Genomic DNA, 13399 nt, shown 5'->3' with positions numbered 1-13399 from the left:
CTAATTACTAATGATTAAAGATTATGAATACAGTGAGGATTGGGGACTAATCAATTCAAGATTCCAGAATTTATTCTCCCCTATCCTTCTGTTTACTGACTTAGATAGTACGAGAGAAGTGTTTGTCTTGATTGTGGTGATAAATATCAAAGACAACAGCGATATTCCTGACTAATAATCGACCGATTTCTGTAACTTGGATGTGTTTGCTTGAGATGCTAACTAATCCATCAGCTTCTAATGGTTTTAATGCGTCTAATTCCTGAGCAAAATATTCATCAAAATTGATGTGATATTTTTCTGCAACTTTTTGCTTATGCAGATGGAAATTAGACATAATGCACATAATCACATCCCGTCTGAGAACATCATCGGCTGTGAGTTTGATACCTTTGCTTACAGGTAACGCATCACTAGCAACTGCTTGGTAATAATCTTTTAACTGCTTATGATTTTGCACATAAGCATCATGCAGCATACTAATAGATGTAGCACCAAAACCAAAGAGTTCTGTACCTGCGTGGGTAGTGTAGCCTTGGAAGTTACGTTGGAGTGTATGATTTTGTTGCGCGATCGCTAGTTCATCGTTAGGCTTGGCAAAATGATCCATACCAATAAACCGATACTGGCTATTGGTCAGTTCCTCAATGGTCATTTTTAAAATTTCCAACTTTTCCTGTGGTTTTGGCAACGCTTCCAGAGGAATATTTTTTTGGGCTGGCTTCAACCAAGGGACGTAGGCAAAGTTAAAAACTACAATGCGATCGGGGTCTAATGCAACGGTTTTCTTCACCGTCTCCCGAAAGGTTTGCAAGGTTTGATAGGGTAAGCCATAAATCAGGTCTACATTTACACTATCAAACTTAGCTGCTTTAATCCAACTCATGGCATCCAACAGCAATTCTTCTGGTTGGATGCGGTTGACAGCTTTTTGTACTTGGCTATTAAAATCCTGAATGCCAAAACTTATACGATTAAAACCAATCTCACGCAGAAAGAAGATGTAGTCTTTATCAACGTAGCGGGGGTTAATCTCAATAGATATTTCTGCTTGTGGATCTATGTTGAAGTGATGAGTAATACTTTTCCACAAAAATTCTACTTGGTCACAATCTAAGTAATTAGGTGTACCGCCGCCCCAGTGAATTTGCAATACTTTTCTATCTGGGTCAATCAAGTTGCTTGTATTCTTGATTTCTCTCTCCAAATGCTCTAAGTAAGGTTTAGCAATATTTTTGTTGTTGGAAATTACCGTGTTACAGCCGCAAAAATAGCAGGAACTCTGACAAAAAGGGATATGGAAATACAAAGAAAGTGGCGATTTTCTTTGATTTGAGGCGGCGATCGCCCTTTGATAATCGGTGGAGGTAAATCCTTCAGTTAACTGTGTAGCGGGTGGATAACTGGTATATCTCGGTGCAGGAGTGTCATACTTTTTGATCATATCCAGATCAAATTTGACACCAGGTAAGGCAAAAACCATCAAAACCTCCAAGGTACTGCAACCACACCTTACCGCTACGTGGAAGTCAAAAATTACAATACCCTACGGGAAGCGCAAGCGCTACAAAATTCGACAACACCTATTTACGGAGTTTTTGGAATTTTGTCTAGTGATATTTTGACTTCCGTCATAACTAGTGGTTGGTTATGTGGGTATAAGGGAAAAGCAATTTGTTTTTCGACGCACAGCAAATTGCCAATACAAGCTTTATGCTCTAGCTGCTTCTTAGTTTAGATATCAAAGCTAGACCATGATGTGTTGATTGAACTAAATCAGGGGATGGGGAAATTTTGGATTTTGGATTGAACAATCGAAGATTTAAAATCACTGCCCAAAATTAAAGAATTTCTACCCCCTGCTTCTTCTAGTCCCTAGCCTCTCACGATGCAGCAGCTTCAGTGCTACCAGGGTTACGGGTGCTAGTCAAGCTATTAAATACTACTTGACCGAGGGCTTTAATTAAATTGCCTTCTAGGTCTGTAGCCATTTGCATATTGAACTGGAAGGCACTATTTGCTTCGATAACAATTCTGTCGGCTGTTGTGTCATCAACGGGTACTGAGTCCAACGCCTGACGATACTTGTCCTTGAAGGCTTTTTTGTCAGGTATTTGCTCAAAATTATAAAAGGATGTACCCTCGTAGCCAGATAGTTTTAAGGTTGACTGAGCAATTTTTTGCAACATCTGACCGCCAGAGAGGTCGCCCATATAGCGGGTGTAAGTATGACCGATTAATAGTGCAGGTTCGGTGACAGAAAGCTCTTGAATATGCTTGATATAAGCTTGAGCGCTAGTTGAGGGCGCGATGAGGCTGCGCCATTCACTGCCATAATAAAACACCATGTCTTTTTCTAAAGCGGCTTGGCGATTCAGTTCCGGGAAGTCAATCGCGGCGATCGCTGGATTGTTTGCATGACTTTTAATCGCACTTTCTAATTCACTGTAGACAAAATACAAGTTGCTTAAAAATTTGGCAAAGCTTTCTCTATCGACAACGCCTTTCAAAAAACATTTCATAAATCCTACGTTTTCTGCGGCTGTATGCGCTTTTTGAGTGCCAGAGCGCAGTTTGACGGCTAGATTGCTACTCATTTTTGCTTCCTTCTTAATTCAAGCGCCAGATTTTTAGGCAGTCATATCCACCAACTCAGAATAGTTACCAGAGTTGTGAGGATTGTTATTCTAGGTTTAGAGAGGCTCTGCATTCATCTATCTGGCAATTATCACTGCCCATATAGACCCAGACTATTTTTAGCCCCAAAATCATTTAACTATCAATAAGTATATAACCATATAGCTATTAATATTTTTTTATATTTCTCTTAAGGGAACACCAAAAAATAAATTATTCCAAATTGGCGGTTAGTAGGGTGCGTCAGTATGAATAATTTCTTGGTACAACTAAGTTTTCTCGCACTGACGCACCCTAATTTAAGACTGCTGATTACTTGCTGTCGTAGACTGTGAACTCAAGCGTTCTAAAATATCCAAAATTTCTTGTTCAAAAGCGACTTGAGCGCGATTAGTTTTACCACCAACATACAAGCGATCGCCTTTTTGTAATGCCCAGATTTGTGAGTGAGAAAAATAACTCATCACTACACCCAGCATCAGTATGCCAAAGCCAGTATAAACGATTGGTATGCCAGGATCGGCTTTAATTTGTAAGCCAGTACTACCAACTACATCTAAAATTTTTAGCGTAACACCGTTTACTTGAGCAGACATTCCCGCACGTAGAGTGTCAACTAGCTGGCCTTTGGTATCATAAATTAACACCATACCTTGCAAGTCTTTAGCTAAAAGGGAAACTCCCTCGCTCAAATCTGGTTTTGTCGGAATCCAAGTTCCCCAAATCCTTCCCTGGCCGTTGGTATTCAAAAGCGCCATTGGTAGCTCAAAGATGGGGCTTTTATTCAGGCGGACACGAACAGCAGAAATTCCCCAATCAGTTTGGTAAAAAGTTACGCCATGATAACGCAGAGGTTGATTGACGAAAATCTTTTTGTGGTCAACTTCCTCCCCTTGATTATTTAAGACAGACATATCTGAATAAAATTGGTCAATGCCTCCTGTGGGAGTGTAGTCAATCCAAAAACGATTAACGCGCACAGACCAATCTTGGGGAAATTGGGCAGCAGCAAGTGGCCCAGCATCAATAATATTTTTCACCTGGAAGGTATCACCACTGGGAACCATTTCTTGGGCCAGAAATCCAGTCATAGCCCCCCAAATGCCTCCCAAAAGGATAGTCACAATACCTATATGCACAATAATTGGCCCAATACGTCCAACTATGCCCTTACGAGCGTAGAGGATATCGTCTTTTTCTTGAAAAATTTTATATCGGCGGTTTTGTAGTAATTGACTTAAAGAATTTACAGAACCAGTATCTAGTTCTGCACTTAAAGCGAGTTTTTGAAATTGTCTTGGTTCTTCGTAATATTTCCAGCGTTGGGCGGTTTTTAAAGCTGGTAACTGACGGGTAAAAGTACAAGCTGTCAGGCTAGTACCAAATAAAACAAGTAAGGATAGAAACCACCAAGTCCGATAAACATGATCTAACCCTACGATCTGGACGACCTTCCAAGTGAGAAAACCAAATAAAGCAGGGTGTTCTGGGTAGTTAGCTTGATAAAATGCTGGTGACTGTCCTTGTTCAATTACAGTACCAGTGATGCTGAATAGAGCGATGATTAATAGTAGAGCGATCGCTAGACGCAAATCTGTCAGTACAGGTAAAAACTCTCGTCGCAAAAATTTTCCTGGTACTGACCACCAAGGGGATGCTGTAGAGGCTGAATTATCTGTAGTCATTGCTTAAAAACTGCCAAGGGGAATCCGCGAAATCAGAGAAAATACACCAAATCCTACCAACAATGCGCCACTGACTGGGTTAATCCAACCAGACCAGCGACGTAATTCCAGCAACTTTTTAATTGATGCTGTGAAAGTACCTGCCAAAATTAAGGGGGTTACATAGCCGGCTGTATAAGAAATCAATAAAACAGCACCTAACATTAAATCTTGCGTATTAGCAACCCAACCAAGTAGGCTAGCTAAAACAGGCGTGCTACAAGGAGAGGCGACCAAGCCAAAAGTTAACCCAATGCCATAGGAACGCACCCCTGGAGGTAAATTTGGTGAAATCCAATTAGTATCACCAAAAGATGGGAGTTGCAGAGGTAATGCTTCTAGTAAATTTAGCCCCATCAATATGGCGATGATACTGACAATAATTGGTAAACCAATACCTATCTGACCGTAGACTTTGCCCACTAAAGCCGCCGTTACACCTAGTCCCGCTAGGGTAGTTGCCAATCCCAAAGCAAACCATGTTGATTGTGCCGCAGCTTGCCAACGACTTTTGGCTTCATAACCACCGATATAGCCAATAGTAATTGGCAGCATAGAGAGCATACAGGGCGTGAGACTAGTAAGTAACCCTGCGGCAAAAATGATGCCAATACTCAGCAAACTCAAGTGTGTTAGTTGGTAAGAGACAAGGGTGTTAGCAAATTTTTCTAGTTGGTAAATTTGGGTTTGCAGAGTCTCTAGCATGGATGATTACTGAGCGTGGAATGCTTAATATACTTGCATTCTAGCTTACTTTTGGCTTCTGCGTTGGGCGAATGATTTACCGATATCCAGAAGCTTAAGCAGTACTTGTGTGAATATCATCAACTTCTCCTTGGGGCTGTCATGTCACTAGAGAGATTTACCGTTATTTTTTCTCTGGGTTGATAAAATTTCTACTTTGTTATATATCTTATTTAAGAAGAAATTAAGAAAAAGTAATCTTAGGTTAAAAGATCACAGATTTAAAGTTTTTTACAAAAATACCGTAATTACTGAGTATTTTTTTTACCTGTAAGAATGGAAAAAGAGGTGGATGAGAGTGGACTTTAAAATTTCTCCAAACCAAATAACTCGATTACTTGTCTTCATTACATTAGGTATTGGTCTTGCCAGCCTTTCAGGTCAGTTTTACGCATACTTTGTGAATGGAGAACAGTTTTCAGGTGTAGTCAGAATGTTCGACTTAGATGAGGAGCGTAATATTCCCACTCTATTTACAGGGTTTATATTAATATTTTGTTCTATCTTGTTAGAATTGGTCGCCTTAGCAAAGCAAAAAGAAAGAAACCGTTATGTTCCTTACTGGCATGGTTTAGCAATTATTTTTATGTATTTATCTTTTGATGAATTGTTAGAAATTCATGAAAAAGTTAACGGCATATTAAATCAAACGGCACAATCTGCACCTGGGCAAAATTGGGATATTTTAAATATTTCTTTAGCATTAGTTTTTGCATTAATTTATTTTAAGTTTTTATTGCATCTACCCAAAAAAATTAAAACTTTATTTGTTTTAGCCTTTGCGTTCTTTGTTATTGGTGGAGTTGTTATTGAGTTCTTGGGTGTATATTATTTCCCTAATATATATAATCAAAAATTATTTATTGCAGAAGTAATCACCACTATTGAAGAATGTTTGGAAATTATTGGTTTGACTATTTTCATACATGGCATACTTTTATATATCAAGTCTTTTGTAACAGACATACATATCAATATTGTTGGGACGGAAAGGAAAAGATTTCAGCAATAAAGAGTGAGTAGGGGTTGATCGAACTCAAGTTGTAGGAGAAAAACTTAGAGAGTTAGATGATAACTCCTGAATGACCTTAAATGATAATTATGACTAGTGAATGGTAGCAAAAATTGCTGTTTACTGGTAATATTTTATTTTTCGTGTTCCTCTTGATTCAAGTCACAAGCAGATTAATCATGAATAAGCTGCCGAAGATAGACCGTCAACGAGAACATCAAGCAAATGAGCGTACTTTTTTAGCTTGGTTACGTACTTCCATAGCATTAATTGGTTTTGGTTTTGCTATTGCTAGATTTGGGCTATTTTTGCGTCAGCTTGATACAGCGATTACTCAAAGAGAAACTTCTGTCAATCCCATCTTTAACTCCGAGAACTTAGGGATTACTTTAGTACTTTTTGGTATTTTAGCGATCGCTCTCGCGGCGTGGCGTTATAATCAGGTGTTTTGGCAAATAGAACGAGGCGACTATCGACCCAATCGATTTGCAGTGTGGTTGATGACTGGAGTCGTGATGATTTTAGGGTTTTTAAGTATTCCTTTACTCTTGTTACGGGATCAATCAATACCGCGACCATCTTCTATTTTCAAGCAGCCTCAATCCCAAAAACTGCGTTAACCATTCCCGCACCTCTACCCCACAAATACAGAAAAATCATCTCCAAAGCTCATCATTAAATAAATTGACCAATAGAGTACATTCTTAATGGATTGCACATATACGAAGTATTGCGGATGAGATACTAACCTATGGAGTATTTGTAGAAAGTCGAATCAGCCCTTAGCCGCCAATAAACACTCGTTTTTATAAAAATAAAGTAACAGATGAAATCTAACTTTCTTAAGTTTGTAGCGCTTTGCTACGCAGGTGTCAACCTACCCACAGGGTATTTTGAATTTTGAATTAGTATAACTTCTTGGCTTTGGCTATTTCTAATTCTTCCGTCTCCACATTTGCAGTTTAGAGACTAGGACAACAATCAGATTATGAGCCAAACCTTTGCAACTATCGACGGGAATGAGGCTGTCGCCCGTGTTGCTTATAAATTAAATGAAGTAATTGCTATCTATCCCATCACCCCCTCTTCAGCGATGGGGGAATGGGCTGATGCTTGGGCTGCGGAAGGTCGTCCCAACCTCTGGGGTACAGTTCCCAGTGTGGTACAGATGCAGAGTGAAGGGGGTGCGGCTGGTGCGGTGCATGGGGCTTTGCAAACGGGTTCCCTAAGTACAACTTTCACTGCTTCTCAAGGGCTTTTGTTAATGATTCCCAATCTCTACAAAATTGGGGGTGAACTAACTAGCATGGTGGTTCACGTTGCAGCTCGTTCCTTGGCTACCCACGCCCTGTCTATTTTTGGCGACCATAGTGATGTCATGGCGGCGCGTGGTACTGGGTTTGCCATGCTGTGTTCGGCTTCGGTGCAGGAGAGTCACGATTTTGCCCTCATAGCTCATGCAGCAACTTTAGAAACACGAGTTTCATTTTTGCATTTCTTCGATGGTTTCCGTACCTCCCATGAAGTGCAGAAGGTGGAACTTTTATCAGATAATGATGTGCGATCGCTCATCAATGAAGATAAAATATTTGCTCACCGTAGCCGCGCCCTCACCCCAGACCGTCCCTTATTGCGGGGTACAGCCCAAAACCCTGATGTCTTCTTCCAAGCCCGTGAAGGTGCAAACCCTTACTACAACGCTTGTCCTGAAGTTGTCCAAAATATCATGGATAAATTCGGAGAACGCACGGGGAGATATTACCAAATCTATGAATACCACGGCGCGAGTGATGCCGATCGCGTAATTATTCTCATGGGTTCCGGTTGTGAGACTGTACATGAAACAGTAGATTACCTCAACGCCCGTGGTGAAAAGGTAGGCGTTCTCAAAGTCCGACTGTTTCGCCCCTTGGATGTAGAGAGATTTGTCCAGGCTTTACCTCATAGTGTACAGGCGATCGCTGTCCTCGACCGCACCAAAGAACCAGGAAGCGCGGGAGAACCTTTGTATCAAGATGTAGTCACAGCCATTCATGAAGCCAATCCAAAATCCCAAATCCCAAATTTAAAATCGGTTGTTGGTGGTCGTTATGGGCTTTCATCGAAGGAATTTACCCCGGCGATGGTGAAGGCTGTGTTTGATAACTTGGCTCAAACTACGCCGAAAAATCACTTTACTATCGGGATTAATGATGATGTAACGCATACATCCTTAGAATTTGACCCCAATTTCTCCACCGAACCGGATAACGTTGTCCGGGCGATGTTCTACGGTTTGGGTGCTGATGGTACAGTGGGGGCTAATAAAAATTCAATCAAGATTATTGGGGAAGGAACGGACAATTACGCCCAGGGCTACTTTGTTTACGACTCCAAAAAATCCGGCTCAATGACAGTTTCTCACCTGCGCTTCGGTTCTCAACCCATACGTTCTACTTACTTGATTGACCAAGCGAACTTTATTGGTTGTCATCACTGGGGATTTTTGGAACGCATCGAAGTTTTAAAAGCAGCTGCTCACGGGGCAACTATACTTTTAAATAGTCCATACAATGTGGATACTGTTTGGGAAAATTTACCCCTGAAAGTACAGCAGCAAATTCTGGATAAGCAACTCAAACTTTATATCATCAACGCCAATCAAGTAGCCCGTGATAGTGGGATGGGTGGACGCATCAACACCATTATGCAGGTGTGTTTCTTTGCTTTAGCGGGGGTCTTGCCAGAAGAGCAAGCGATCGCCAAAATAAAACAAGCAATAGAAAAGACTTATGGTAAGAAAGGGGCGGAAGTTGTCCGCATGAACTTACAGGCGGTAGACCAGACCCTAGAAAATTTACATGAGGCAACAATCCCAATTGAGGAAAAAGGGAAATGGATAGATGAGGAAGCATTCCTATCTAACCAGAGTCCCTTCCCCACCAGCGCCCCCAAGTTTGTACGGGACGTTCTGGGAAAAATCATGGTGTGGCAAGGTGATGACTTACCTGTAAGTACACTACCACCTGATGGGACATTTCCCACAGGCACAGCCAAATGGGAAAAGCGGAACGTTGCTCAAGAAATACCTGTATGGGATAGAGATGTTTGCGTACAGTGTAGTAAGTGTGTGATGGTTTGTCCCCACGGTGCGATTCGCGCTAAGGTTTATCAGCCTGGTGAATTGCAGAATGCACCCCTTACTTTTAAGTCGGTGGATGCTAAAGATAAAGACTTTGCAAACCAAAAATTTACTATCCAAGTAGCCCCAGAAGACTGTACAGGCTGCGCCATTTGTGTAAATGTCTGCCCAGCCAAAAATAAATCTGAGCCGTCACGCAAAGCCATTAACATGGCACAGCAGCTACCTTTGCGGGAACAGGAAAGGGAAAATTGGGATTTCTTCTTGAGTTTGCCTAATCCTGACCGACGACAATTAAAAGTCAATCAGATTCGCCAACAACAATTGCAAGAACCCTTATTTGAATTTTCCGGTGCTTGTGCTGGTTGTGGAGAGACACCCTATTTAAAACTATTAACACAACTATTTGGCGATCGCGCAGTTATTGCTAACGCCACTGGTTGTTCTTCCATTTACGGCGGAAACCTCCCCACCACACCCTGGACAAAAAACGCCGCCGGACGAGGCCCGGCTTGGTCTAATAGCCTATTTGAGGATAACGCCGAGTTTGGTTTTGGCTACCGTCTATCTTTAGATAAGCAAGCTGAGTTTGCGGCGGAACTACTCCAACAATTCAGCACAGAAGTGGGTGAGAACCTTGTCGAGTCTATTCTCAAAGCACAACAAAAAACAGAATTTGATATCTGGGAACAACGACAAAGGATTGAGCTGTTAAAGCAACAGTTAGATAAAATTTCTACCTTTGACCCCAATCTCAAATCCAAAATCCAAAATCTCAAATCGCTGGCTGATTATCTAGTGAAAAAAAGCGTCTGGATTATTGGCGGTGATGGTTGGGCTTATGATATTGACTTTGGTGGTATCGACCATGTGATAGCCAGTGGTCGCAATGTAAATATTTTGGTGATGGATACAGAAGTGTATTCTAACACCGGGGGTCAATCTTCCAAAGCCACCCCTAAAGCAGCCGTAGCCAAGTTCGCCGCCAGTGGTAAGCCAGCACCCAAGAAAGACATGGGTTTAATGGTCATGAATTACGGTAATGTGTATGTAGCGAGTGTAGCGATGGGTGCGAAAGATGACCAAACCCTCAAAGCATTTTTAGAAGCAGAAGCCTTTGACGGCCCATCAATAATTATTGCCTACAGCCATTGCATCGCCCACGGTATCAACATGACTACGGGCATGAACCATCAAAAAGCTCTGGTAGAATCGGGACGCTGGTTGTTATATCGTCATAATCCATTGTTGCGAGAACAGGGCAAAAATCCCTTACAGTTAGATATGCGATCGCCTACTCAATCGGTAGAGCAATCAATGTATCAAGAAAATCGCTTCAAAATGCTGACGAAAAGTAAACCAGAGTTAGCTAAACAATTGCTAGCACAAGCGCAAGCAGAAGTTGATGCACGTTGGCAAATGTATCAATATTTGGCGAATAGGTAATAGTTAATGGGTAATAGGGTTTTTCCTATTACCTATGACTATTTTCGTCTGAATCTAGACTTGTAAAATGATTGGATGCGGAATGTGTATTAAAATGCCAATATTGCATTTTTACTGGAGTTGCATTTCATTTCTCTTAATCCCGAACAACTGCGTCAAATTTATACTATTGCCAGCAGCTATGACAACTTTCAATGTGTAGAATGTAGTCAAGTCATTAAAGACTACTTAATTTCCGAAAGAATCTCTGGCAAGCTGATTAAGTTATACACAGGAGCATCCACAGGAGCAAACAGCTTTATTTATGATGAAGCATTTCCTGAAGAAGCTATCTCTACTAATGGTCGTCATCAAGGTATTGCCGTTATTATTAATGGTATAGAAACAGTTTTTGATAATCACCACCCCGCAGGAATTTCCAGAGATGAATGGATGGCAAATCTCTTGTTTCAGGGCTTAGTACATTTTGGTCAGCAATTTCAAATTACAGAAATTGAATTTTGAGGATATTGAGAGATATGTTAGACGTAAAAAATGAATATCTTTATCATTTATTAGAAAGAATTAAGCAAAGACCAGGAATGTATATAGGACAATGTTCTATTACTAGATTAAATATGTTATTGGTCGGTTATAGTCAAGCGAGAATGGAATTAGGATTACCGCGTACAAAACAAGAAAAAAATTTTGATAATTTTCAAGAATGGGTACAGAATAAATTTAATATTAATACCAGTCAAAGTTGGGATAGTATTATCCTCGCAAATTCTACTGATGAAAAAGATGCTTTTTATAAATTTTTTCAACTATTTGAACAATTCCTTCATGGAGTAACAAACACTGCAAATTTAGAATTAACTACCAAAAGCAATCCAGATTATTCAAGCATTTAACAATGAGTACGTCTCCTAACATCGGCGATCTGGTTAAAACCCAAGCAAGCTATTGTAAGCCTTTAAAAATATCTTCGCCTAAGTTTTCTGTTGGCAAATCTGAAGATAATTGAGTTGGGATTCGTAGGTTAATTAAAAATACTATTTGATTTTTTTCGATATTAATATTTGTAATATTTACTATACTTTTTTCAGGTAATAACTCTAATCCCTGCACTTTTGCAGAAGACAAACTTTTATAACCGGCTTCTTCCAGCCATTCCGAAATATTTCGCCAATTTTCTACCTTGCCATTACTTTTATCAACCAAACCCTTAACGTATTTATACACAGTTGCACAAAGATCAGTTTCCACACCCTTACCATTTTTACTCAGCTTTTCCGCAATTTCCGCCGGACTATGACCACAAAGCAACCCCCGCAGATGTAACTTCTCCACTGGTGTCAGTCGCTTTCCCTTAGCAGAGGCTAAATCCGTGTATAAAGTCTCTAAATCCCATTCACTGGCTGCTTCGCCAAAATGCTCATCGGTGGCTGTCATCAGTATAATCCTCTGTAATTCCTGATGTAATTCTAGTATAAATCCTGATTTTCGTCAGATAATCTGAGCAAGGCGGATTTAATTACGCCAAAACCTTGGATTCTCTATAAAAAAGGACATGATGTTATATTTGATGCCACTGAAGAAACAGAAAAACTTTTAGATGCAAAAGCAGCTTATTTCAAAAAGTCGCTGATAGCACCATATAAAAATAAGTTTGTATCTAAAACATTTCATGATGGCATCTTTGATTTGAAATTAGAGAATTTCACTTCTGACAAATACTTTGTCTATTATTCTGGAGTAATGTCTTTATCCACGCTAGATATGCTGCAAAATACCTATCCCAGGTATAAAGGTATTTTTATACGTCTTTATGAAAACTCAGATGTCATCTATTGCTCTTCTCGCTTTAGATATAATCTTGCCAAATTGATGAGCGTTATCGTCAACAAAATCGGTGGTGAAGCAAGTTTAAGATTTGGTAAATTTATATCAAAGGATATGAACCATGTCTCTTGGGATAAAGCACGCAATTTTTCAAATATAGTGGCATACGATGCTCAAAAAGATAAAGTTATCTTTGATCTATCAAAAATGTAGATTTGTCTTTGAATGTGATCTTAAGTAATTCATAAGTGATGTTCAGGTTGATTTATTTGAGTGTTCAGATTAAATGAAAATACAAGGAGAAATTATGGATAAAAATGAAATTAAACGTCGCATAGCTCAACGAATTGACGCTGATGATCGTTTTGCTAGTCAAGTGAAGACAGCCCTTGATGCCAATGATACAGCTTGGTTAATACAGTTAATATATGAAGTAATTGGTATTGTTATCCAAATTGGATCAGATATTTGGAATTGGATTTGTAGTCTGTAATGCGGTTAACAAGTTTTTTAATTCAGTAGGTAAGCTAGGTAAATGAGTACGCATTATGTTGATAGCGATCGCCTCCAGTTTATCATCTCTAATCTAGAGGTGATCGCTCTTTTCCATAACCTCGATTTCTTCAAGAAGTCAGGGTTATAATTTTTGTGCTAATTCAAAATTGCTTTATAATAAAAATATAAAATAGCCATAATATGTCATTTTATGCGAACTGTAGCAATTCAATTACCAGAAACAGTTTTTTCAGCACTCCGCAAAAATCCTGAAGAATTTGTTCAAGAACAGAAATGTTGAAAGCTGATACAAAACTTTACATTCTTAGTTAGACTAACTCCAAAAGTCCTAAAATAGTCAACATAACATTATCTCCTCAAACCAATGAACATAAC

At 39.8% G+C, this 13399-nt stretch carries 12 protein-coding genes; 7 read left to right on the top strand and 5 right to left on the bottom strand.

Annotated features, from left to right (window positions below):
- Window positions 1–100: 100 nt before the first annotated feature.
- The 4 genes from hemN to H6G18_RS11895 form a co-directional block, all read right to left on the bottom strand.
- Window positions 101–1483: an oxygen-independent coproporphyrinogen III oxidase gene (hemN, locus tag H6G18_RS11910; RefSeq protein WP_190407318.1), complete on the bottom strand. Its 1383-nt coding sequence runs from the start codon at window positions 1481–1483 to the stop codon at window positions 101–103.
- 400 nt (window positions 1484–1883) lie between these two features.
- Window positions 1884–2597 carry a biliverdin-producing heme oxygenase gene (locus tag H6G18_RS11905; protein WP_190407317.1) on the bottom strand — a complete coding sequence of 238 codons (714 nt, stop codon included), beginning with the start codon at window positions 2595–2597 and terminating at the stop codon, window positions 1884–1886.
- 339 nt (window positions 2598–2936) lie between these two features.
- A complete protein-coding gene (locus tag H6G18_RS11900) occupies window positions 2937–4322 on the bottom strand; it encodes a cytochrome c biogenesis protein (protein ID WP_190407316.1) in 1386 nt (461 codons plus the stop codon).
- A 3-nt stretch (window positions 4323–4325) separates the two neighbouring features.
- The gene (locus H6G18_RS11895) at window positions 4326–5066 is read right to left on the bottom strand and encodes a cytochrome c biogenesis protein CcdA (protein ID WP_190407315.1); all 741 of its coding nucleotides are present in this window, start codon (window positions 5064–5066) and stop codon (window positions 4326–4328) included.
- Window positions 5067–5397: 331 nt separating this feature from the next.
- On the opposite strand from H6G18_RS11895, the gene H6G18_RS11890 reads away from it, so the two are divergent.
- From H6G18_RS11890 to H6G18_RS11870, 5 genes are all read left to right on the top strand, one after another.
- Window positions 5398–6117 carry a hypothetical protein gene (locus H6G18_RS11890; protein WP_206757212.1) on the top strand — a complete coding sequence of 240 codons (720 nt, stop codon included), beginning with the start codon at window positions 5398–5400 and terminating at the stop codon, window positions 6115–6117.
- A gap of 179 nt (window positions 6118–6296) precedes the next feature.
- On the top strand, window positions 6297–6737 hold the full coding sequence (locus H6G18_RS11885) for a YidH family protein (RefSeq protein ID WP_190407313.1): 441 nt from the start codon (window positions 6297–6299) through the stop codon (window positions 6735–6737).
- Between the two features lie 368 nt (window positions 6738–7105).
- Window positions 7106–10684 (top strand): pyruvate:ferredoxin (flavodoxin) oxidoreductase, encoded by a 3579-nt coding sequence (gene nifJ / locus H6G18_RS11880; protein WP_190407312.1) that lies wholly within the window; start codon window positions 7106–7108, stop codon window positions 10682–10684.
- A 120-nt stretch (window positions 10685–10804) separates the two neighbouring features.
- Entirely contained in the window at window positions 10805–11188 is a 384-nt protein-coding gene (locus tag H6G18_RS11875) for a papain fold toxin domain-containing protein (RefSeq protein WP_190407311.1), read from the top strand.
- A 14-nt stretch (window positions 11189–11202) separates the two neighbouring features.
- Entirely contained in the window at window positions 11203–11577 is a 375-nt protein-coding gene (locus tag H6G18_RS11870; protein WP_190407310.1) for a hypothetical protein, read from the top strand.
- A 49-nt stretch (window positions 11578–11626) separates the two neighbouring features.
- Here H6G18_RS11870 and H6G18_RS11865 read toward each other — a convergent pair whose 3' ends face one another.
- On the bottom strand, window positions 11627–12118 hold the full coding sequence (locus tag H6G18_RS11865) for a helix-turn-helix domain-containing protein (RefSeq protein ID WP_190407309.1): 492 nt from the start codon (window positions 12116–12118) through the stop codon (window positions 11627–11629).
- Window positions 12119–12424: 306 nt separating this feature from the next.
- On the opposite strand from H6G18_RS11865, the gene H6G18_RS11860 reads away from it, so the two are divergent.
- Window positions 12425–12721, top strand: coding sequence for a hypothetical protein (locus H6G18_RS11860; RefSeq protein WP_190407308.1), 297 nt, complete (start codon window positions 12425–12427; stop codon window positions 12719–12721).
- Window positions 12722–12815: 94 nt separating this feature from the next.
- Entirely contained in the window at window positions 12816–13001 is a 186-nt protein-coding gene (locus H6G18_RS11855; protein WP_190407307.1) for a hypothetical protein, read from the top strand.
- The last annotated feature ends 398 nt before the right edge of the window (window positions 13002–13399 follow it).

Origin of the sequence: Anabaena subtropica FACHB-260 (assembly GCF_014697105.1) — a bacterium.
Lineage (GTDB): Bacteria > Cyanobacteriota > Cyanobacteriia > Cyanobacteriales > Nostocaceae > Trichormus > Trichormus subtropicus.
Note: the sequence above shows the minus strand (reverse complement) of the source record. Positions and strands in the feature narration are given on the sequence as shown.